Annotated in this window: 21 protein-coding genes and 1 tRNA gene; 12 read left to right on the top strand and 10 right to left on the bottom strand. The window is 68.3% G+C overall.

Annotated features, from left to right (window positions below; genetic code table 11):
- Window positions 1-81: 81 nt before the first annotated feature.
- Window positions 82-1044: an agmatinase gene (speB, locus tag J3P31_RS06475; RefSeq protein ID WP_210527591.1), complete on the bottom strand. Its 963-nt coding sequence runs from the start codon at window positions 1042-1044 to the stop codon at window positions 82-84.
- 3 nt (window positions 1045-1047) lie between these two features.
- The gene (locus tag J3P31_RS06470) at window positions 1048-2208 is read right to left on the bottom strand and encodes a M20 aminoacylase family protein (RefSeq protein ID WP_210527590.1); all 1161 of its coding nucleotides are present in this window, start codon (window positions 2206-2208) and stop codon (window positions 1048-1050) included.
- A gap of 70 nt (window positions 2209-2278) precedes the next feature.
- On the opposite strand from J3P31_RS06470, the gene mazG reads away from it, so the two are divergent.
- From mazG to J3P31_RS06455, 3 genes are all read left to right on the top strand, one after another.
- On the top strand, window positions 2279-3076 hold the full coding sequence (gene mazG, locus J3P31_RS06465) for a nucleoside triphosphate pyrophosphohydrolase (protein ID WP_210527589.1): 798 nt from the start codon (window positions 2279-2281) through the stop codon (window positions 3074-3076).
- Between the two features lie 80 nt (window positions 3077-3156).
- Window positions 3157-4161 carry a Fe(3+) ABC transporter substrate-binding protein gene (locus tag J3P31_RS06460; protein ID WP_210527588.1) on the top strand — a complete coding sequence of 335 codons (1005 nt, stop codon included), beginning with the start codon at window positions 3157-3159 and terminating at the stop codon, window positions 4159-4161.
- A 327-nt stretch (window positions 4162-4488) separates the two neighbouring features.
- Window positions 4489-7035: a calcium-binding protein gene (locus J3P31_RS06455; RefSeq protein ID WP_210527587.1), complete on the top strand. Its 2547-nt coding sequence runs from the start codon at window positions 4489-4491 to the stop codon at window positions 7033-7035.
- Window positions 7036-7038: 3 nt separating this feature from the next.
- On the opposite strand, the gene J3P31_RS06450 is transcribed toward J3P31_RS06455, so the two are convergent.
- Together J3P31_RS06450 and J3P31_RS06445 are read right to left on the bottom strand one after the other, a co-directional pair.
- Entirely contained in the window at window positions 7039-8865 is a 1827-nt protein-coding gene (locus J3P31_RS06450; protein ID WP_210527585.1) for an ABC-F family ATP-binding cassette domain-containing protein, read from the bottom strand.
- A gap of 31 nt (window positions 8866-8896) precedes the next feature.
- Window positions 8897-9661, bottom strand: a complete 765-nt coding sequence (locus J3P31_RS06445) for a GNAT family N-acyltransferase (RefSeq protein WP_210527584.1) — start codon at window positions 9659-9661, stop codon at window positions 8897-8899.
- 87 nt (window positions 9662-9748) lie between these two features.
- Between J3P31_RS06445 and msrB the strand changes: the two genes are divergently transcribed.
- On the top strand, window positions 9749-10144 hold the full coding sequence (msrB, locus tag J3P31_RS06440) for a peptide-methionine (R)-S-oxide reductase MsrB (RefSeq protein ID WP_210527583.1): 396 nt from the start codon (window positions 9749-9751) through the stop codon (window positions 10142-10144).
- A gap of 133 nt (window positions 10145-10277) precedes the next feature.
- Here the strand turns inward: msrB and J3P31_RS06435 are convergent, their stop codons facing one another.
- Entirely contained in the window at window positions 10278-10727 is a 450-nt protein-coding gene (locus J3P31_RS06435; RefSeq protein WP_210527582.1) for an outer membrane protein assembly factor BamE, read from the bottom strand.
- Between the two features lie 82 nt (window positions 10728-10809).
- Here J3P31_RS06435 and J3P31_RS06430 point away from each other — a divergent pair, with 82 nt between their 5' ends.
- From J3P31_RS06430 to J3P31_RS06395, 8 genes are all read left to right on the top strand, one after another.
- A complete protein-coding gene (locus J3P31_RS06430; protein ID WP_368373028.1) occupies window positions 10810-11352 on the top strand; it encodes a YceD family protein in 543 nt (180 codons plus the stop codon).
- A gap of 162 nt (window positions 11353-11514) precedes the next feature.
- Window positions 11515-11721 (top strand): 50S ribosomal protein L32, encoded by a 207-nt coding sequence (gene rpmF, locus J3P31_RS06425; RefSeq protein ID WP_210527579.1) that lies wholly within the window; start codon window positions 11515-11517, stop codon window positions 11719-11721.
- 21 nt (window positions 11722-11742) lie between these two features.
- Window positions 11743-12873: a phosphate acyltransferase PlsX gene (gene plsX, locus J3P31_RS06420; RefSeq protein WP_210527577.1), complete on the top strand. Its 1131-nt coding sequence runs from the start codon at window positions 11743-11745 to the stop codon at window positions 12871-12873.
- Window positions 12874-12878: 5 nt separating this feature from the next.
- Complete coding sequence (locus J3P31_RS06415; RefSeq protein ID WP_210527576.1) at window positions 12879-13850, top strand: beta-ketoacyl-ACP synthase III; 972 nt, start codon at window positions 12879-12881, stop codon at window positions 13848-13850.
- 78 nt (window positions 13851-13928) lie between these two features.
- Window positions 13929-14231: an integration host factor subunit alpha gene (gene ihfA / locus J3P31_RS06410; RefSeq protein ID WP_210527575.1), complete on the top strand. Its 303-nt coding sequence runs from the start codon at window positions 13929-13931 to the stop codon at window positions 14229-14231.
- Window positions 14215-14883 carry a MerR family transcriptional regulator gene (locus J3P31_RS06405; RefSeq protein WP_210527574.1) on the top strand — a complete coding sequence of 223 codons (669 nt, stop codon included), beginning with the start codon at window positions 14215-14217 and terminating at the stop codon, window positions 14881-14883. Before ihfA ends, J3P31_RS06405 begins: the two co-directional genes overlap by 17 nt.
- 54 nt (window positions 14884-14937) lie before the next feature.
- Window positions 14938-15014 (top strand) — tRNA-Pro (locus tag J3P31_RS06400).
- A 332-nt stretch (window positions 15015-15346) separates the two neighbouring features.
- Window positions 15347-16414 carry a 2'-deoxycytidine 5'-triphosphate deaminase gene (locus tag J3P31_RS06395; RefSeq protein ID WP_368373027.1) on the top strand — a complete coding sequence of 356 codons (1068 nt, stop codon included), beginning with the start codon at window positions 15347-15349 and terminating at the stop codon, window positions 16412-16414.
- Window positions 16415-16450: 36 nt separating this feature from the next.
- Here the strand turns inward: J3P31_RS06395 and scpB are convergent, their stop codons facing one another.
- From scpB to argS, 5 genes are all read right to left on the bottom strand, one after another.
- On the bottom strand, window positions 16451-17026 hold the full coding sequence (gene scpB, locus J3P31_RS06390) for an SMC-Scp complex subunit ScpB (protein WP_210527573.1): 576 nt from the start codon (window positions 17024-17026) through the stop codon (window positions 16451-16453).
- Window positions 17023-17784 carry a segregation and condensation protein A gene (locus J3P31_RS06385; protein ID WP_210527572.1) on the bottom strand — a complete coding sequence of 254 codons (762 nt, stop codon included), beginning with the start codon at window positions 17782-17784 and terminating at the stop codon, window positions 17023-17025. The genes scpB and J3P31_RS06385 overlap by 4 nt, the downstream gene beginning before the upstream one ends.
- Window positions 17784-18779 (bottom strand): glycoside hydrolase family 3 N-terminal domain-containing protein, encoded by a 996-nt coding sequence (locus tag J3P31_RS06380; protein ID WP_210527571.1) that lies wholly within the window; start codon window positions 18777-18779, stop codon window positions 17784-17786. Before J3P31_RS06380 ends, J3P31_RS06385 begins: the two co-directional genes overlap by 1 nt.
- Window positions 18779-20005 (bottom strand): SPOR domain-containing protein, encoded by a 1227-nt coding sequence (locus tag J3P31_RS06375; RefSeq protein WP_210527570.1) that lies wholly within the window; start codon window positions 20003-20005, stop codon window positions 18779-18781. The genes J3P31_RS06380 and J3P31_RS06375 overlap by 1 nt, the downstream gene beginning before the upstream one ends.
- Before the next feature lie 77 nt (window positions 20006-20082).
- Entirely contained in the window at window positions 20083-21825 is a 1743-nt protein-coding gene (argS, locus tag J3P31_RS06370) for an arginine--tRNA ligase (protein WP_210527569.1), read from the bottom strand.
- Window positions 21826-21833: the final 8 nt, after the last annotated feature.

Here is a 21833-nt window from a genome sequence, read left to right as displayed (position 1 = left end):
CCTGGTCCGCTTCGATCCGGGCTGGCGCCTCGGCCCGGCCGCTTTCCGACTGGACCCTGTGACGCAAGGACCGTGGGCGGACTACTTGCCCAGCCTATGCCAGCCGTAAAGGCACATGATCTCGGTCGCCACGTGCGCTCCGGCGATCGCCGTCGCTCCGGTGTTGTCGTAAGGCGGAGAGACCTCCACCACGTCGCCCCCGACGACCCGCAGCCCGGCCAAGCCCCGCAGGATCGCCGCCGCCTGCCAGCTTTGCAGCCCCCCCCAGACCGGAGTCCCGGTGCCGGGCGCGAAGGCAGGATCGAGAGCGTCGATGTCGAAGGTGACGTAGGTCGGCGCATCCCCGACGATGCGGCGGACCTGTTCGGCCACGGCGTCGGGCCCTTCCTCATGGACGGCGCGGGCGTCGATCATGGGCACGCCAAGCCGGTCCTCGGTCACGGTCCGGATCCCGATCTGCACCGAACGGTCGGGGTCGATGAGCCCAAGCTTCACGGCCTTGTAGAGGAACGTGCCATGGTCGATCCGGTCCATGTCATCGTCGGCCCACAGGTCGGAATGGGCGTCGAACTGCACCACGGCTAGGGGACCGAACCGTTCCGCATAGGCCCGCAGGATCGGCAACGTGATGAAGTGGTCCCCCCCGAGGGTGACGGTCCCCGCCCCCTGGGCCAGGATCTCGCGGACCCGAGCCGTCAAGGTGCCGGGAAACTCCGAAGTCTTAGCGTAGTCGAAGGCGAGGTCGCCGCTGTCCACCACCGTCATCTCGGACAGCGGGTCGAAGGGCCAGCCATAGGGCGGGTCATAGGGCTGCAGCGTGGACGCCTCGCGGATGGCCCGCGGCCCGAACCGGGACCCCGGACGATGCGTCACGGCCTGGTCGAAGGGCACGCCCAGGATGGCCAGATCGGCCCCGGCCACGTCCTTGGAATAGCGCCGCCGCAGGAACGACGTCGCGCCGCCGAACGCATTCTCGAAGGCCAGTCCCCTGCCCTCGCCGGTGAACGCCCGGTCCACCTGCGTCTTGGCATCCTCAAGTCCCATCAGTCACTCCGTCAGTGGAAGGGCCCGCTCGACCAGGCGGGCAAAGTAGCTGGCGCCCACCGGCGCGGCGCGATCGTCGAAATCGAAGGCGGGGTGGTGGCACATCGGCGTGCCGCCGTTGCCAAGCATCAGGAAGGCTCCGGGCCGGGCCTCGAGCATGTAGGAGAAGTCTTCCGCCCCCATCTCGGGCACCATGCGCTCATCCACCCGCACCGCGACCTCCCGCGCCACCTCGGCGGCGAAGGCGGTCCTGTCCTCGTCGTTGATGGTGGCGGGATAGCCGGGGAGGATGGTGATCTCGGCGTTCAGCCCGAAGGCCGCCGCATGGCCTTGGACGATCTCGTCCAGCCGCCGATGCGCGAGGGCATGGACCGACTTGTCATAGCTTCGGATCGTGCCGGTGATCACGGCCTCTTCGGGAATGACGTTGAAGGCGCTGCCGGCGTGGATCTGCGTGACCGAGACCACGACCTGCTTCATCGGGTCGACGTTGCGGCTCGCGATGGTCTGGAGCGCCTGCACCAGCGCACCGGCCGCGGGGATCGGGTCGAGCGCGTCATGCGGATACGCGGCATGACCGCCCTTCCCGCGAAGGGTGATCGAAAAGTCATCCACCGCCGCCATGATCGGCCCGGGGGTGGTCGCGAACTCGCCCAACGGGACGCCCGGAGCGATGTGCATGGCAAAGACCTGCTCCACGCCAAAGCGGTCCAGCACCCCCGCGCGGACCATCTCCGCCCCGCCGCCGCCCAACTCCTCGGCCGGCTGGAAGAGGAGCACGGCCGTCCCGGCGAAGTTGCGCGTCTCGGCCAGGTAGCGGGCCGCCCCCAGCAGCATGGCCGTGTGGCCGTCGTGGCCGCAGGCGTGCATCCGCCCCGGGACCTCCGACGCGTAGGGCGCGCCCGTGATCTCGTCCATCGGCAGCGCGTCCATGTCGGCCCGCAGGCCGATGGCACCGCCGGGCGCGCGGCCCCGGATCAGCGCGACCACGCCCGAGGTGGCGATGCCCTCGTGGATCTCGTCCACGCCGAACTCCCTCAGGCGCGCGACGACGAAGGCCGCCGTCTCGTGGCAATCGAAGCCCAGTTCCGGACGGCGATGGATGGCATGGCGCCACGCGGCCATGTCCTCCGCAAAGGCGGCGATGCGGTTCACGACAGGCATGGGTGGACTCCGTGGCTCGAGCCGTGTGATGGCGTCGGAGATTGCTAGCCTTGCCTTGGGGTCCTCCGCAATGCCCACGCCAGACGCCGAAGTCACCCGCCTCCTTGCCATCATGGCCCGCCTCCGCGACCCGCAGACCGGCTGCGCCTGGGACGTGGAGCAGACCTTCGCGACGATCGCGCCCTACACGATCGAGGAAGCCTACGAAGTCGCGGATGCCATCCAGAAGGAGGACTGGCCAGGCCTCAAGGGTGAGCTGGGAGACCTGCTTCTCCAGGCCGTCTTCCACGCCCGCATCGCCGAGGAGGCAGGCCTGTTCGACTTCGCGGACGTGGCGCAGGCGATTTCGGACAAGATGGTCAAGCGCCATCCCCACGTCTTCGGCGACGCCGGAACCCGCACCTCCGACGAGCAGACCGTCGCCTGGGAAGCCCAGAAGGCGCGCGAACGCGGCGGGCGGACCCTGGACGGCGTCGCCCTGGCGCTTCCCGCGCTGAAGCGGGCCGAGAAGCTGCAGAACCGGGCGGCGCGCGTGGGCTTCGACTGGCCCGACATCGCTCCGGTGCTCGACAAGGTGGCGGAGGAGGCCCGGGAAGTCGCCGACGCGGCGACCCCCGACGCCCGGGAGGAAGAGGTGGGGGACCTCCTGTTCGTCTGCGCCAACCTCGCACGGCACCTTGGCGTGGATCCGGAGGCCGCCTTGCGGCGCGCCAACGCAAAGTTCGAGCGACGGTTCGCCGCGATCGAGGACCGCCTCTCGGCCTTGGGAAAAACCCCGTCCGACAGCACGCTGGAGGAGATGGATGCGATCTGGGACGAAGTCCGGGCGGCGGACAAACGGCGCCCGTCCGGAGCCGATAAAGCCTGAGTGAATTCGTCGGAAAGCCTTGACCGGACTGGTGGGGTCCGGTTTAAGCCGCTGACGACGACCAGACCGATGGAGCCATGATGACCCTCCGCACCCTCCTTCTCGCCACCGTGGCGAGCGGCGCCGCTGTCCCGGCCCTCGCGGATGTGAACGTCTACACGACCCGGCAGCCCGAGCTGATCCAACCCGTGGTGGACGCGTTCACGGAAAAGACCGGCATCCTGGTCAACCTGGCCTTCGTCGAGGAGGGCCTCGTGGAACGGCTGGTGGCCGAGGGCGCGCGCTCGCCCGCCGACCTCGTGATGACCGTGGACATCGGCAACCTCGAGCAGATCGTGGACGCCGGCGTGACCCAGCCGGTCCAGAGCGAGGCGCTGGAACAGGCCATTCCGGCGGGCTTCCGCAGCCCCGAGGGGCTCTGGTTCGCCCTGACCGAACGCGCGCGGATCGTCTACGCCGCCAAGGACCGCGTCGCCCCGGGCGAGGTGACGACCTACGAAGACCTCGCCGATCCCAAGTGGAAGGGCCGCATCTGCACGCGTTCGGGCGTCCACAACTACAATCTCGCTCTGCTGTCCGCGATCATCGCCCATCACGGTGAGGACTACGCCAAGCAATGGGCGCAGGGGCTCAAGGACAATCTGGCCCGCAAGCCGCAGGGCAACGACACGGCCCAGGTTCGCGCGATCTGGGCTGGCGAATGCGACATCTCGCTCGGGAACACCTACTACATGGGGCAGATGCTCGAGGATCCCGAGCAGGCGGAATGGGCCAACTCGGTCCGGCTCGACTTCCCGCGCTTCGAGGACGGCGGCACGCATATCAACGTGTCCGGCATCGCCATGACCAAGGCCGCGCCGGACAAGGACGAAGCCCTGCAGTTCATGGAGTTCCTGGTCTCGCCCGAGGCGCAAACGATCTACGCCGAGGAGAACCACGAATACCCGGTCCTGCCCGGCGCGGAACTGCCGGACCTCGTGGCATCCTGGGGCGCGTTGAACCCGGACACGATCGACCTGAACGAGGTTGCGGGCCACCGCGCGGCGGCGCTCCGGATCATGGAAGAAGTCGATTTCGACGGCTGAGAGCGACAGCCCCTGAACGGATGGAGGGCCTCGGAACGGATGTTCCGGGGCCTTCTGCTTTTTGCGAAGTCATGCCCGGGAGCATGCCCCTTTGGTCATCCGCAAGCGGCCCAGGGGAAACGGCCAGGACTGCGGGTCGCCTCGGGCCGGACCACCGGCGCAAGGGTCCGCGAGACAGGCGACAGAACCCTCAGGAATAGCCTTCACGGAAAAGCACTGTCGCGCGGCTGACATCTTGAGCATGACCCAGCCGACTGTCACGACATCGTGAGCGGATGCGCAACCCCGAACCGGGCTGGCGGATCGATCCTGGATAGAGAGGCTGCGATGGAGTTTGTTCTTGGCACGGACCAGGCCGACGTGCTGGTGGGCATCGACAGTTCCCAGATCAATGGCATTGGCGGCGACGACTCGATCCTGGGCGGAGTAGGGCGCAGTTACCTGTTTGGGGGCGATGGAAACGACCGGATCAAAGGCGGCGGCGGTTCGGGCTATATGGAGGGTGGCGCCGGGGACGATTGGATCTTTGCCGACAACAGAGACGGGCAGCGGGCTACGCTATTCGGCGACACAGGCAACGACACGCTGATCGGAGGGTTTGGGAACACCTCTCTCTATGGGGGCGACGGCAATGACACTCTGCACGGCTCGACCTGGCCCAATATCCTGGACGCTGGAACAGGGTCGGACACCGTGGTCGGCGGCAACTGGACCGATCAGATCGTCCTCGGAGATATGGATGCCACAGACAGCATCGACGGCCGGGCCGGCAAGGACTTCCTGACTGTCGTCAAAGTCATCAAGACCCCGACGAACCTGGAGTTCCGGGAAGGCAATCTCAGCTGGAACGGTCACACCATTGCCTGGAACATCGAGGGCCTCACCTTGGCGACGGGGTCCGGGAACGACGTGCTAATCCTGGAATGGGGATCCCGTAGCGAATGGGGGCACGCCAACGCGGTTCACACCGGAGCCGGAAATGACCGGATCGAGGGCAACGCCAGCGCCGTGCTCTATGCCGTGGGCGAGGCGGGCGACGACATCCTCAGCGGGGCCGGCACCCTGATCGGAGCGGTGGGACATGACACGCTGACGCTCCTGGCCGGCGGCGGAACAGCCAGCGGCAACACGGGGCGTGATACGCTGATCGGCTCCAACGGACGTGACGTCCTGAACGGTGGGTCAGGGGACGACAGCCTGTCGGGCCAGGGTGGGGCGGACAGGATCGACGCCGGCTCCGGGCATGACACCGTCGCAGCGGGCGACGGCAACGATACCGTGCAGTTCGATGACTGGAGCCCGGAGGACAGGGCCGACGGCGGCGCGGGCAGCGATACGCTTTGGCTGTCCGGGTCCGACGCGAACGATGTGGTCGACCTGCGGCCCGTCGCGGGCGTCGTGACCGGCTTCGAACAGATCCTCTTCAACGCCGGAAAGGGGGACGACATCCTCTTGGGCGGCGAGATGTCGAACCTCGGGGGCGGTGACGGCAACGATACCATCACCCTGGGCGACAACGGCGGCACGGCCCGGGGCGACTCGGGCCGCGACACACTGTTCGGTGGCTCGGGGCACGACAGCCTTGAGGGCGGATGGGGGGCCGACACGCTCGACGGCGGGGCGGGGGCGGACAGCCTGAACGGGGGGCCCGGGTCGGACCTGTATATCGTCGACCAGGCCGGCGACGTGGTCTGGGATAATGGTTCCGGAGATCGGGACGTGGTCCTGTCACCGCTCGACTGGACACTGAGCGACTACATCGAGGAGCTTCGGCTCGTGGGCGCGGCCGTCCAAGGAACCGGCAACCGGGAGGATAACTGGATCCTCGGGACGGATTTCGCCAACACCCTCGTCGGACGTGGCGGAATCGATCACCTGATCGGGATGGGCGGCAACGATCACCTGACCGGGGAGGACATTGGCGACCGGCTTGAAGGTGGAACGGGCGACGACCAGTATGCCGTGACCTCCTACGGAGTGGATATCATCGAGGCCGCCGGCGCCGGCATCGACAATGTCGTCGCCACCGTCGGCGTCATTCTGGATCCCAACCTTGAAAACCTCGTCCTGACGACGGGCAGCCGCGCCGTCTCGGGCAGGGGCAACGACTCGGACAACCGCATCACCGGGAACGAGCGCCGGAATTATCTCTCCGGCGAGGCGGGCAACGACCACCTGAGCGGCATGGACGGCAACGACGTCCTGGACGGCGGCCTTGGGGCGGACAGGATGGTCGGGGGAACCGGGAACGACAAGTATGTCGTCGACAGTGCAAAGGACATCATCTCCGAAGCCCCGGATGATGGCATCGACACGGTCCTGAGCTACGTCGACTTCAGTCTGAACGACCGTCTCGAGCGCCTGACTCTCGTCGGGACCGCGGACATCGCAGGCAACGGCAATGGTCAGGCCAACACCCTCCTGGGCAACAAGGGCGCGAACACGCTCCGGGGTCTTGGGGGGAACGACCGCATCGGGGCCGGACGCGGCGCCGACACCCTATGGGGCGGCGACGGCAACGACCGCCTCATGGGCGAATGGGGCAACGACACCATCTGGGGCGGCAGCGGCAACGACCGGATCTTCGGCGGCTCGGGACGTGACCTGCTCTACGGCGGCAGCGGCGCCGACCGGTTTCTCCTCCAGGGTGGCCACGCCATCGTGGCGGACTTCGAAAAGGGCATCGACCGGATCGTCCTCAGCGCGGAGCTTTGGCCCACGACCGAGGCCCCGTCCATCACCAGCCTGATGAGCCACGGTCGCATCGTCGGCGGAAACGCCGTGTTCGAGTTGGATGAAAGCCGCGTGCTGACCGTGCTCGGCGTGACCGATCTGGACGACCTGCGGGGCGATCTCGACTGGAACTGGTTCTAGGGGTCAGCCTTCGGCCTTCTCGGCCAGCAGGAGCCATTCCTCCTCGGCGGCGTCGAGCGCCGCCTGCCGGTCGGTCATCATCTCGGTCGCCTTCCGGAACTTCACTGGCTCGCGGACGAACAGGTCGGGATCGGCCAGAAGCGTCGACAGCTTCGCGATCTCGGCCGCGAGGCGGTCGATCTCGGCCGGGAGCATGTCGAGCCGATGCTTCTCCGTGAAGCTGAGGCCGGACTTGCGGGGCGCAGCCGCCGGCACGGCACGCTCGGCCGGACGGGAGACCGGGGGCGAAGGCTCGACCGCGGTCGTCCGGAGGCCCAGGGGCTCACCGCCGCGCTGGGCCATCATGTCCGTCCATCCGCCCGCATAAGGAGTGACGCGTCCGTCGCCTTCCATGGCGATCGTCAGGGTCGCCACGCGGTCGAGGAAGTCGCGGTCATGGCTGACGAGGAGCACGGTGCCATCATAGTCGCCTAGCACCTCCTGCAGGAGGTCGAGCGTCTCGATGTCGAGGTCGTTCGTCGGCTCGTCGAGCACCAGCAGGTTCGAGGGCTTGGCCATGATCCGGGCCAGCAGCAGGCGGGCCTTCTCGCCGCCGGACAGGGACTTGATGGGGGCACGGGCCTGGGCCTCCTGGAACAGGAAGTCCTTGAGGTAGGCCACGACGTGCTTGGGCGCGCCGCGCACCATCACCTGATCCGACCGCCCCGCCTTGAGGTCCGGATCGGAGGCCAGCGCGTCCCAGAGCGTCATCTCCGGGTCGAGGGTCGAGCGGGTCTGGTCCAGTACCGCGACCTCCAGGTTCGTCCCAAGGGTCACGCTGCCCTGGTCGGGATCGAGCTGCCCCAGGAGGAGCTTCACCAGCGTGGTCTTGCCTGCGCCGTTCGGTCCCACGATGGCCAGCCGGTCGCCGCGCTGGACCGTCAGATCGAGGTTCCTGACGATCGCGCGGTCGCCGAATCCCTTGGTGAGGCCCTTGGCCAGTATGACCCGCTTGCCGCTGACCGGACCCGACTCCATGGCAAAGGCGGCCGTTCCCTGCCGGCGGATCTGGTTGCGCCGCTCGTCACGCATGGTCTCGAGAGCACGCACCCGGCCCATGTTGCGCTTGCGCCGGGCCGAGATCCCCTCGACCGCCCATTTGGCCTCGACCTTGATCTTCTGGTCGAGCTTGTGCCGGGCGAGGTCCTCGTCCTCCCAGACCTTGTCCCGCCAGGATTCGAAGTCCTGGAACCCACGGTCCTGCCGCCGCACCTCCCCCCGGTCGATCCAGAGCGTGCCCCGGGTCAGGTTCCGCAGGACGGCCCGGTCGTGCGAGATGAGGACATAGGCCGACCGCGTCTCGGCGAGCTGGCGCTCCAGCCACTCGATGGCCGCGATATCGAGGTGGTTCGTGGGCTCGTCCAGGAGCATGAGTTCGGGCGCCTCGGCCATCAACCGCGCGAGGGCGGCGCGGCGGCGCTCCCCCCCCGAGGCCTTGGCGGTGTCGCGCGCGGGGTCGAAGCCCAGCCCCTCGGCCGCCATCGCGACCCGATACTCCTCTCCGGGGGCCAGCCCGGCACTGGCGTAGTCGCCCAGCGTGGCAAAGCCCGACAGGTCCGGATCCTGCTCCATGTAGCCGACGCGGGTGCCCGGGGCGGTGGCGCGGAGCCCGCGATCCGCCTCGACGATGCCGGCCATCACCTTCATGAGGGTCGACTTGCCCGAGCCGTTTCGGCCCACGAGGGCGATGCGATCCCCCTCCTGCACGGCCAGGGAAAGGCCGTCGAAGACAGGGTCTCCGCCGAAGGTGAGGGAAATGTCGGAAAGCTGGAGAAGAGGTGCGCGCGCCATGGCCGCGACCTATGGGGCGCAGGCCACCGCGTCAACCAAGGTGCGGCGCCCTGGCGCGGAGCGCGTGCCGACGAGGCGGCGGTATCCGCGCCGGATCCAGCATCGCCAGCAGATCGAGCGTGCCCGCAGCCCGGTTCACGACCGCACGGTCCGCCACGCAACCGCCATGGCCGAGCAAGCCTCGCAGGACCGGGGGCAGCCCCCTGAGCCCCGCGACCCGGTCCGGGCGGCCCTCCAGCGCCTCGAGGCGAATAGATTCGGCTGCGAGAGGCGGAGGGCACTGGCCCTCGGGAGCCACGTGCGACGCCCGCAGCAGGGCAAAGGGATGGCGATGCGGCTGGGGGTCCGTCCCTTCGAACGAACACAGGCCGACCAAGAGCCTCGCCTCCATGCGGTCGAGCAGTGCCATCAGGGCGGCCCAGGCCACGCCCAGCACGTCGGATTCGGCCGCGTCGGGATGGACACAGAAGCCGGCCATCTCGGCAACCGGGCCGTCGCTCGACAGGAACTGGCCGAGATCGTACGACAACGTGGCGCGGGACCGGGCCGGATCGGGGCCGATCTGCCGGAGACGGAAGCATCCGGCCAGCGCCTCGTCGGCATCTTCGATGAGAACATGCGTCCAGTCCGGGTCCCGGCTGTCCTCCGGGGTGGCCTGACGCGCGAACCGGCCCCGCATGGCGACCCGGCACAGATGGTGCAAGGCCTCGGCCAGCATGATCTGCTGCGGCAGGGACGCCAGCTTGGCTCGGTAGCGCGCCGGCGTCGCCGGTCCGGGGCGCAGCGGGGTCGTCATCGCCGTTCATTCCAGATTCGCCGGGCTTGGCCCGCCCTCGCCCAGTTCCTACATCGGTACCGAGTTGCGAAAGGACCGAGAACCCCGATGGACAAAATCACGAAGACTGATGCCGAATGGCGCGAGGAGCTCTCGCCCGAGGCCTACCGCATCATGCGGCAGCACGGGACCGAGCGGCCCTTCAGCCATGACAGCTTCCCGAAAGCGTCCGGCATCTTCCACTGCGCCGCCTGTGGCCAGCCGCTGTTCGATTCGGACACCAAGTTCGAGAGCGGCTCGGGGTGGCCGTCCTTCTACGAGCCCGCGACCGAGGAGGCCGTCGGGGAAACCGTGGACCGTTCGCACGGGATGGTACGGACGGAGGTGCACTGCAACCGTTGCGCGTCCCACCTCGGGCATGTCTTCCCGGACGGGCCGAATCCCACCGGACTGCGCTACTGCATCAATGGAGCGGCATTGACCTTCGAACCCGACCAGGGCTGACCGACCATTCCGGTCCGCCCCACCCGGTTTCGCGCGGCACAGAGGCTTGGTCCGGCGGCGGATTGGGGACAGGACGGGCGGGCCAGGAAGGTCCGCCCTCCTTGGGTCCAGGGGCCGCGGCCAGGCGGTCCTGCTACTCGTCCCCGCCGAGCAGCGTTCCCGAATCGAAGCGGCCCAGGTTTCCAAGGATCTGGTTGATGAAGGTGCGGTCGGCGAAGATCCCGGACGTGACGCGACGCGACAGCGGCACGACCCGCCCCTGCTCCAACCCGAACCGCTCGATGTTGCCGAGCGTCCCGTTCGGCGCAAAGGAGATGGCAAGGACCTGCCGGTCCACCTCCTGCGGGGCCCGCGCCCCGAACTGCTCGAACCGGCTTTGGACGTAGTAGAGCGTATCGTCCCCCACGAGACCTGTCGTGGTGGGCCGCCCAACCGCCGCGATGACGCTGTCCCTGGTGTCGACCCCCACCGTCAAAGCCGACAGGGTCGTCTCGGTCGGCACATACCCATGATACCGGATCAGGGGCGAGCAGGCCTGCAGCAGGAGCGCCACCATCACGGCGCCGGCCAAACTCCTCCGCATCGATGCCCCCTTGCCTTGCCTTTAGACGCCTCATATCGCGGCTTAGGGCATGGTGCGAGCCCCTTCAAGAAAGGATGCGCCCGTGAGCGACCCCACTCCCCTTCCCCGCCACATCATCCGCCTGGCCGAATCCGGCCATCGCCAGTCGATTCGGTTCACCCTGAGCCCCGAAGCCGAGGAGCGGGCCCGGATCGCCCGACACCTCGACATCCTTGGGGTGAAGAAGCTGCGGTTCGAAGGGCAGCTCGTCCCGCAGGGCCGGCAGGACTGGCAACTGGAGGGTCAGCTCGGTGCGACCGTCGTCCAGGAATGCGTGGTGACGCTCGAGCCGGTTTCGAGCCGCATCGACGAGCCTGTCCAGCGCCGTTACCTGGCAAACATGGACGAGCCGGACATGGGCGAATCCGAGATGCCCGAGGATGACACCGCCGAGCCGCTGCCGCAGGCTCTCGACCTCGTGGAGGTCATGGTGGAGGCCTTGGCGCTGGCGCTGCCCCCCTATCCACGGGCCTCAGGCGTCGAGTTGGGCGAGGTCGTCGTGACCGAGCCGGACGCGCAGCCCCTGACCGAGGAACGGGCCAAGCCGTTCTCGGGCCTCAGGGACGTGCTGAAACCCAAGGAATAGCGCCGAAAGGGTTGCGGACCGTGCGGAATCCGCTATGTTCGCGGCCTTCCGCCGAGGCTCGACATTCCGGCGGGGAGGCATTATTGCCGCCCCCGGAAACGCGAGCTTTCGCTCAACGATCACCTTGGGCCATGTGCCCTGCCAGAACGCCGAGGTTGTGACATGGCCGTCCCGCAGAACAAAGTCTCCAAGTCCCGCCGCAACATGCGCCGCGCGCATGATTTCGTGGTCGCCGCGAACCCCAACGAATGCTCGAACTGCGGCGAGCTGAAGCGCCCGCACCATGTCTGCCCGTCCTGCGGCCACTACGACTCGCGCGAGGTCGTCGCCCTGGCGAACACGGTCGACCTCGACGAGGACGCGGCCTAAGCGCCCGCTTCCTGACCCGCGATGACCGACCTTCGTCCGTCCAGCGGGACCGAACCGCCGCGCGCCGGCGGTTCGGTCATTTCGTTGGACGCGATGGGCGGGGACAAGGGACCCGAGGTCGTGGTCGCTGGGTTGTCGCGGTTCTTGGACAGGCAGCCGGACGCCCGGGTTCTGCTCCATGGACCCGAAGGGATTCTGAATCCCCTGGTCAGGGACCTTGGCTCTCGCGTGGAGGTCGTGCACGCCCCCGAGGCAGTCGCCATGACCGATAAGCCGTCGCAGGTCATGCGCAACGGCAAGGACACGTCCATGTGGTCCGCCGTCGAGGCGGTCCGGGATGGTGCCGCCCAGGCGATCGTGTCCTGCGGCAACACCGGGGCGCTGATGGCAGTGTCCATGTTGCGCCTTCGCAAGTTGCCGGGGGTGAACCGTCCTGCCATCGCATGCCTTTGGCCCTCGCGGAGCCCGGCCGGGTTCAACGTCATGCTCGACGTGGGGGCGGATATCCGCGCCGACGCCGAGGACCTGCTGCTCTATGCCTTGATGGGGACCTCCTACGCGCGTCAAGGCCTTGGCATTCGGCGGCCGAGGGTGGGGCTCCTGAATGTCGGGACCGAGGAGCACAAGGGCCGGCAGGAACTCAAGGACGCGCAGGAGCTGATCGCCGGCGCGACCGAGCGGGGCGAGTTCGACTTCGTGGGCTTCGTCGAAGGCGGGGACATTCCCTCCGACCGGGTCGACGTGATCGTGACGGACGGCTTTACGGGAAACGTCGCCCTCAAGACCGGCGAGGGGACGGCCACGCTGATCTCGGGGCTGCTTCGCGAAGCTTTCGGCCGGACGCTCGTGAGCAAGATCGGGGGCCTCCTGTCCAAGTCCTCGCTCGAGGATTTCCGGCGCCGGATCGATCCGCGGCGCGTGAACGGGGGCGTGTTCCTGGGCCTGAACGGAACGGTGATCAAGAGCCATGGCTCCGCCGACGCGACCGGCGTGGCGGCGGCCCTGGGATTGGCGCACAAACTGGGCACGGCTGGATTCGCGGGGCGGCTCGCGGCGCGGGTTGCGTCGGCGGTCGCGCTCGCTCAGGATGGGGCCTCGGAGGACGGGGGATCAACTCCCGCCCGCGGCGCCGAGGCGCCGGAGGAGCGGTAGCATAGATGACGATCAGGGCGACCGTGACGGGTGTCGGGCACTATCTGCCCGACCGGCTGGTGCCGAATTCCGAGTTCGAGGCCACCCTCGACACCACGGATGAATGGATCCGCGAGCGGACCGGCATAGAACGGCGGCATTTCGCCGCCCCGGGGCAGACCACCTCGGACATGGGTGCACGCGCCGCGCTTGCGGCCCTGGCCATGGCCGGGCGCGAACCCGGCGACGTGGATGCCATCATCGTTGCCACCTCCACGCCTGACCTGACCTTTCCTTCGGCCGCCACCATGGTCCAGAAGGCCATTGGAATGACCGGCGGCTTTGCCTTCGATGTGCAGGCCGTGTGCGCGGGCTTCGTGTACGCGCTCACCACCGCCAACGCGCTGATGCTGGCCGGACAAGCCAAACGCGTGCTCGTCATCGGGGCCGAGACCTTCTCGAAGATCCTGGACTGGACCGACCGGACGACCTGCGTGCTCTTCGGGGATGGCGCTGGCGCCATGCTCCTAGAGATCGAGGAGGGGGATGGGTCCGCCCGCGACCGGGGCATCCTGGCCACCGACCTGCACTCGGACGGAAGCTTCAAGGATCTGCTTTACGTCGATGGCGGCATCTCGACGGGCGCGCCGGGCGTGCTGAAGATGGAAGGGCGCGAGGTTTTCCGCCACGCTGTGGCGAAGCTGGCCCAGACGGCCGAGGCCGCGCTCGAACAGGCGGGGCTGAGCGGCGCGGACGTGGACTGGATCGTGCCGCACCAAGCCAATCTTCGCATCATCAAGGCGACCGCCCAGAAGATGGGCGTCCCGATGGAGCGGGTCGTGGTGACCGTGCAGGACCATGGCAACACCTCCGCCGCCTCGATCCCGCTCGCCCTTTCGGTCGGCGTGGGGCGGGGCCAGATCAAACGGGGCGACCTCCTGGTCATGGAGGCGATCGGCGGCGGGCTCGCCTGGGGCTCCGTTGTCCTTAGATGGTGAACTTGACCTCACGGACGCGCGATTGACCCCGGGAGTCCCCTAGCCTAATCTGGGCGACACATTGGGCGGGGGCAAGAAATGTCGGATAAGACCTTGACGCGTATGGACTTGGCCGATGCGGTCCATCAGGAGGTGGGTCTGTCGCGCAACGACAGCGCCGCCCTGGTCGAGGCAGTCCTGACCCATATTTCCGATGCGCTGGTGCGGGGGGAGACGGTCAAGATCTCGTCCTTCGGGACCTTTTCGGTGCGGGAGAAGGCTGCCCGCGTCGGCCGCAATCCCAAGACCGGCGAAGAGGTTCCGATCCACCCCCGCCGCGTGCTGAGCTTCCGTTCCTCCCATCTCATGAAGGACCGCATCGCCCATGGCAACCGGAGCTAAGCCGGTGGTGAAATCCCCGGACGCCTTTCGCACGATCAGCGAGGTTGCGGCCTTCCTCGAAACTCCGGCGCATGTGCTTCGGTTCTGGGAATCCAAGTTCCCGCAGATCAAGCCCGTCAAGCGGGCGGGCGGGCGGCGCTACTACCGTCCGGATGACATCGCGCTGCTGGGCGGCATCAAGGTTCTTCTCCACGAACAGGGGATGACCATCCGCGGCGTGCAGAAGCTTCTGCGCGAGCGGGGGCCCCGCTATGTGGCCGGCTTGTCCGCCCTCCCCTGGGAAGGAGAGATGGCCGAGGACCTGCCGGACGACAATCCTGATGCCGTGATCGTGGGGCCCTGGCGGAACGCCGGATCCGACGCCGCCGACATGGACGAGGCGCCGCAACTGGCGGTGCTCTCGGACGAGCCGGAGGATGACGACATCGCGGATGACGCCCCGGCTCCGCAAACCGGGATGCTTCCTGGGGCGGCTCTGGCAGCAACCCCGGCACCGGCCCCCGGCGAGGTTACCGAGGACTGCGTCAGCCGTCTGCGGGCCGCACTCTCCCGGGCGGACCTGGACCGGCTGCGGGATCGCGCCGCCCGCCTGGCACCCTTGGTGGCCCGCCTGCGGGACCTGCGCCAGGGCACCCTGGGTCAAGTGGAATAAGATAGCCGAACCCTCTTGCCCCCGCTGCGTGAATCGGTCAGAAGGCCCCCATGTCGGGCTATAGCGCAGTCTGGTAGCGCGTCCGTCTGGGGGGCGGGAGGTCGCAGGTTCAAGTCCTGCTAGCCCGACCATAAACCTCCTCCCAGAGATAGGTCTGAAAAGCCGAGTCATCCAGGTCGGCATCCATGGGATGCCCGAGACGCCAGGGTATTGGATCGACCTAGTCAGTCCTTCTGTTTTCGCGAACGAAGCGCGCAGTCGACGTTGCACATCCGGGTCGATCGCGACAGTTGCCGCCTCTCGACGCGTCCCTCGTTAGACGCCGGTTCATCTTTTATGCACGGGGCTGCAATGCGACCAGCCCCGCTTCGAAGGCAACACCCGGCGCTGTCCTGTGGCACGGTCCCTTGACTTGCGGGTCGCGGACCAGTGTCCTCCCGATCGCCATGAGGGAGGGGATTGCGTGGGAGTCCTGCCGAGCCAGAGGCTTCGGGCATTGATGGCCCAGGGCGTCATCTCCGCCGATCTTGAGATCGGACCCGGGCAGGTGCAGCCGGCATCGCTCGATTTGCGGTTGGGCCAGTTCGCCGTGCGGGTGCGGGCCTCCTTTCTTGCCGGGCATGGTCGCACGATCGCGGACAGGCTCGCCACATTCGAGATGCACCGATTCGATCTGTCGGGTGGCGCGGTGCTGGAGAAGGGCTGCGTTTACCTCGTGCCCCTGATGGAACGGTTGAGCCTTCCTTCCGGCATCGAGGCCGTGGCGAACGCCAAGTCGTCGACAGGGCGTCTCGACCTCCTCACCCGTACGATCTGCGACGGCGGGGTCGAGTTCGATCACATCCCGGCCGGCTACCACGGCCCCCTCTGGGCCGAGATCTGTCCGCGATCCTTTTCCGTCCTGGTGCGGCCCGGCATGCGACTGAATCAGTTGCGGCTGAGGCAGGGCGCTGCCGTCCTGTCGGACGAAGACCTGCGGGCACTCCATGATCAGGTGCCGCTCGTTCAGGACGCCGCCGGAGTGATCGACGAAGGTCTGGCCTTTTCGGTGGACCTTTCGGGGGCCTCCCGCGTGGGCTGGCGCGCCAAGCCGCACACCGGCGTCATCGACCTCGATCGCATCGGCCACTACGCGCCCCACGAGTTCTGGGAGGAGATCCGGGGCGAGAACGGGCGCATCATTCTCGACCCCGGCGCCTTCTACATCCTCATGAGCCGGGAGGCGGTGACGATTCCCCCTGACCACGCGGCCGAGATGGCGCCCTACCTTGCAATGGTGGGGGAGTTCCGCGTCCATTACGCGGGCTTCTTCGACCCGGGCTTCGGCTATGGACCGGCAGGAACCGGGTCGCGCGGGGTCCTGGAGGTCCGCTGCCACGAGGCCCCCTTTGCGCTGGAACATGGACAGGTCGTCGGACGCCTCATCTATGAGCGGATGGCCGAGGTTCCCGACCAACTCTACGGCCGGGGCATCGCCTCGAACTACCAGGGCCAGGGGCTGAAGCTGTCCAAGCACTTTGCCGAGGCCTAGGGTCGAAGGTCTCCCCCCGCAGCCGCCTGCTCGGCGTCAGGGCTCCTCGGGCTCGGGCAAGGGCAGGTCGTCCTGGACCATGGGATCGCCCAGGAACCCCGCCGCCCGGAGATCGGCCAGACCCGGAAGATCGGCGGCGCTTTCCAGGCCGAAGTGGTCCAGGAACGCGTCCGTCGTCACGTAGGTGGCCGGCCGTCCCGGCGTCGGCCGCCGCCGCCCGAGCTTGACCCACCCCATCTCGACCAGCTGGTCCAGGGTCCCCTTGCTTACGGAAACGCCGCGGATCTCCTCGATCTCCGTCCGGGTGACAGGGCCGTGGTAGGCCACGACGGCCAAGGTCTCGATCCCCGCGCGGGACAGCTTGCGGCGCTCGACAACGTCCCTCGACATCAGGAAGCCCAGATCCGGCGCCGTCCGGAACGCCCAAAGGCCGCCCGCCCGGACCAGTTGGACTCCCCTGCCCTCGTACAGCCGGCGAAGCCGGTCCAGGGCCGCACGGGGATCGCTGCCAGAGGGCAGACGCTCGGCGATCTGTGAGACGCTCAGGGGCTCGGGGGCGGCAAAAAGAATCGCCTCGACCATGCGGTCCTGCTGATCGGGGCTGGGCATCATGTTGGGGACCGGGCGCGCAGATGGATGGGGGCAAAGGCCTCCTTCTGCCGTATATCGGCCAGCCCCTCGCGAACGAGTTCAAGGGCAGCCGCAAAGGTCGCCGCGGTCGCCGCGCGACGACGGCGACCGTCCTCGCTCCAGCCCGGGGGCAGCCAGTCGCGAAGATCGCTCCAGTCGGCAAAGTCGCCGATCAGCGGCCGCAGGCGCTCCAGCGCCTCTTCCATCGTGTAGACCCCGACACGGTCCATCGCGAAAGGACGGAAGTCGTCCCGCGTCCGAAGGCGGGCGTAGGCGGACAGGAGGTCGTGGAGCCCTGCGGTGAAGCGAAGGGTCCGGGTTTCCTGCGTGGTTTCCACATACCCCTTGGGAAACATGTCGCGCCCCAACTGGGGCCGCTCCATGAGCCGGGTTGCCGCCGACCGGAACGCCTCGAGCCGGGCGAGGCGGAAGGCCAGCTCTCGCGCCAGATCCTCAGCGGGTTCATCGTCCTCGGGATCATCGGGGAGGAGAAGGCGCGACTTCAGGTAGGCGAGCCAGGCGGCCATCACGAGGTAGTCGGCCGCAAGCTCGATCCGCTGGCGGGCCGCCCGTTCCATGAAGGCGAGGTACTGCTGCGCCAGGGCGAGGATGCTGATCTCGCGCAGGTCCACCTTCTGCTGGCGGGCCAAAGTCAGGAGGAGGTCCAGCGGCCCCTCGAAGCCTCCAACATCTACGACGAGCGCGGAGGGGACTGCCTCGGGCAGTGTGGCGCCGTCCATCAGACGCCCTCGGGCACGAGGTCGGCCAACTCCTCGATCAGCGCGGGAAGATCCACAGGCTCAGGAGGTCGCCGAAGCGCCAGGGCGCGTCCCGCCCGGATGCGCGCAGCCTCGCTCAGGGCGGGAGTGGCGCTGGCGACCTGCTCCATCCCCGGGCGGTCGCCCTTGCAATGGAGCACCAGATCGACCCCGGCCGCGAGCGAGGCCCTCGCACGCTCGGCCATCGTTCCGGAGAGCGCTTCCATCCCGATGTCATCGGTCATCAGGAGGCCGTCGAAGCCGATATCTTTGCGGATGACCTGCATGGCCCGGGCCGAGGTCGTGCAGGGCCGGTCCGGATCGACGGACTCGAAGACGATGTGGGCGGTCATGCCGATGGGCAGGTCGCGAAGTTCCCGGAACGGCGCGAAGTCGCGGGCGTCAAGTTCATCGCGCGGCACGTCGACCCGGGGCAACGCCTTGTGGCTGTCCACGACCGCACGCCCATAGCCTGGAACGTGCTTGAGCACCGGCAGCACGCCCCCGGCAAGGAACGCCTCGGCACAGGTCCGCGCGGCAGCCACCACGGTCGGGATGTCCGACCCGTAGAGCCGATTGAGGAGAACCGGATGGGTCTCAGGTTCCACCAGATCCGCCAGAGGGGCGCAGTTCACGTCGATCCCGACGTCGTTGAGTTCGGCCGCGATCAACCGGTTCCGCACCCACTGGGCCCGCAACGGATCGGTCGCCAGCCGCATCTGGTCCAGCGCGGGCAGGTACTCGCGCCAGTGCGGCGCCCGCATCCGCTGCACGCGCCCGCCCTCCTGATCGACCAGCACCGGCGCGTCGCGACCGACGGAATGCCGAAGCTCCGCCGTCAGACGGCGGAGCTGGTCAGGCGTTTCGATGTTGCGCGCGAACAGGATAAATCCCCACGGGTCCGATTCGCGCAGGAAGCCACGCTCCCAGTCCGTGAGGGCTGGTCCCTCGACGCCCAGGATCGCGGCCATCGTCATCAGTCGGCCACCACCGGGATGCAGTCCGCGTCCTCGGCCGTCAGGGCGGCACAAAGCCGGCGGGCGTCGGCGTGGTCGGCGAACCCGGTCGCCCGAAGGCGGAAGAACGTGCGCCCGCCGCTCTGGGCTTCCTGGATGACGCGCTCCTTGGAGCCCAGGAACTCACCGAACCGGCCCTGGAGCCGCTCCCACTCGGACGCCGCGATCTCGGCCGAATCGTAGGCGCCGAGCTGGATCATGTTGGTGCCCGCGGCCACCGCGTCGGACACGGCAGGCGCTGCGGCTTCGGTTGCAGGCGCTGCGGCCGGAACCTCCGCCTTGGCCGTTTCCACGACGGCGCGCGCCGGACGGACCGGCGGCAGGACCGCCGAGGCAACGCCGGGAACCGTGGCCGGGATGACCGTGATGGCGGCCGACGCGACCTCGACCGGCGCATCGGCCGCCGGAGCCTTGGCGGCCTCGACAGCGGGGGCGACGGCCGCGGTGGGGGCGGCTTCAGGCGGCGGGGCCATGACGGTCACCTGGGGAGCCGCCGCATCCGCCGGGGCGGCTGGCTCGACCGGGGTTGCGGCCGACGCGGCCGAGATCTGGTCGGCGAAGGCCTGAACCTCGTCAGAGGTCATGGGCCGCTCGCTGGGCGTGATCGTGGTCACGGGGGCCAGTTCCGCCGACGCGGCTCCGGCGGTCACCGGCGCATCCGTCGCGACGACCTCGCCCGCTTCGGCGGTGGTCTGGACGACCTCGAGATCCTCGGCGGCGAGGCCGGGGGTCGGCGGCGCCAGCATCAGCACATCGGACGGCGGCGCCGCGGTTCCGGCCGCGGGAATCGCGTTCACTGCCAGACCCTGGGAGGGCATCACTTCGCCGCCCGGATCGGCGGGAACGACGCGCATCGGGCCTTCCTCGGCAGCGACGACGGGCAGGCCCAGTACTTCGCGGAGCACGAGCTTGTAGCCCCAGACGCCGATCCCGGCGACCAGAGCGAGCGACAGGATGCCGCCCCCGGCCCAGACTGCGAGCCGCGCCTTGGCCAAGGGACCACCGGCGCCGGCGTTGTATTCCGCCAAGGCCGCATGGGCCGAAGCACGGGGCTCCTCACCGGGACGGTGGGGACCGAATCGCTCGCCGCGCGGCCCGGTGGCGCGGGCGGCGCTCTCCCTGGACATGCGGGGTTCGCGTGTGGCGCTAAGTGCGCCGAAACTGGAGTTGGCGGTCCAATCAGCCATGCCGTGCCTCATGCTCTGTCGCGCGTCCCTGGCGTGACCGGGTGCGCCGCTGCCTCAACGACCCGGCACGGCGCGCTTCAGCGCATCTCGTTGACCGGGGTCACGCCAAGGATACCGAGGCCCGAGGCGATGACAACGGCAACCGCCCGCACGAGAGCGATCTTGGCCCGCGATGTGTCCAGATCGCCCTCCTGCAGGAATCGGAGATTCGGATCGTCGTTCCCGCGGTTCCAGAGCGAGTGAAAGTCGGAGGCCAAGTCATAGAGATAAAAGGCGATCCGGTGCGGCTCCATGCCCTTCGCGGCGATCTCCACGAGGCGCGGCCACTCGCCCAGGGTGTGGGCGACCTTGAGCTCGGCGTCGTGGCCCAGACGCGACAGGTCGCCAGCGGAAAGTGCCTCGGGCGAGACGTCGAGGCCGGCTTCGGCGGCTTTCCGCAGGACCGACTGGGCTCGGGCATGGGCGTACTGCACGTAGAAGACTGGGTTGTCCTTCGACTGCTCGAGCACCTTGTCGAAGTCGAAGTCGAGCGGCGCATCGTTCTTGCGGGTGAGCATCGCAAAGCGCGTGACGTCCGGCCCCACCTGCTCCACCACGTCCCGCAGGGTGACGAAGGTGCCGGCGCGCTTGGACATCTTGAAGGGCTCCCCGTTCTTGAGGAGCTTCACGAGCTGCATGAGCCGGAACTCAATCGGCACCTGCCCGTTGGTGAGCGCCGAGACCGCGGCCTTCATCCGCTTGACGTAGCCGCCGTGGTCGGCCCCGAACACGTCGATCAGGAGATCGAAGCCGCGCTGCGTCTTGTCGTAATGGTAGGCGATGTCGGGCGCGAAATAGGTCCATGAACCGTCGGACTTCTTGACGGGGCGGTCGACGTCGTCGCCATGGGCGGTCGACCGGAAGAGCGTCTGCTCGCGAGGCTCCCAATCCTCGGGGAGCTTGCCCTTGGGCGGCTCGAGCACGCCTTCGTAGATCAGCCCCTGCGAGCGCAGCCGCTCGATGGCTTCCTCGATCTTGCCGGTGCCGTAGAGGGCCTTCTCGCTCGAGTAGACGTCCATCTGGACGCCCAGCAGCGCCAGATCCGCCCGGATCATGGCCATCATGGCCTCGGTCGCGAAATCCCGCACCGGGATCAGCCATTCGGATTCGGGCTGGTTGAGGAGCGTGTCACCGTATTTAGTCTTGAGAGCCTCGCCCACGGGGACGAGGTAGTCGCCGGGGTAGAGGCCCTCGGCGATCTCGGGCGACAGGCCGTTGGCCTCGCGGTAGCGTTCGAATGCGGAGCGGGCGAGCACGTCCACCTGCGCACCGCCGTCATTGATGTAGTATTCGCGCGTGACGTCCCAGCCCGCGAAGTCCAGGAGCCGGGCCAGCGCGTCGCCGAAGACCGCCCCGCGGGTGTGGCCCACATGCATGGGGCCGGTCGGGTTGGCGGACACGAACTCGACGTTGACGCGCTTGCCCCCGCCCATCGCGGAGCGGCCATAGGCCGGGTCCGTCAGCACGGCGCGGACGACGTCCTGCCAGACCTGGGGCGCGAGGCGCAGATTGAGGAAGCCGGGGCCCGCGGCCTCGGCCGAGGCGACGCGGGGATCCTCGCGCAGCTTCTCGGCGAGGGCGTCCGCGATGGAGCGGGGGTTCTGCCCCGCAGGCTTGGCAAGGACCATGGCGGCGTTGGTGGCCATGTCGCCATGGCCCGGGTCGCGCGGCGGCTCGACTGCCACCGCGTCCGTCGAGAGACCCTCCGGCAGCCGCCCTTCGCGAGCGAGCCGCTCCACGGCCTCCAGGACAAGGGAGCGGATGTCGGTGAAGAGGTTCATGGTCGGAG

This window comes from Rubellimicrobium arenae, from assembly GCF_017916275.1.
GTDB lineage: Bacteria > Pseudomonadota > Alphaproteobacteria > Rhodobacterales > Rhodobacteraceae > Rubellimicrobium > Rubellimicrobium arenae.
The sequence above is the reverse complement of the archived record's forward strand: the minus strand, read 5'-3'. Positions and strand labels throughout refer to the sequence as shown.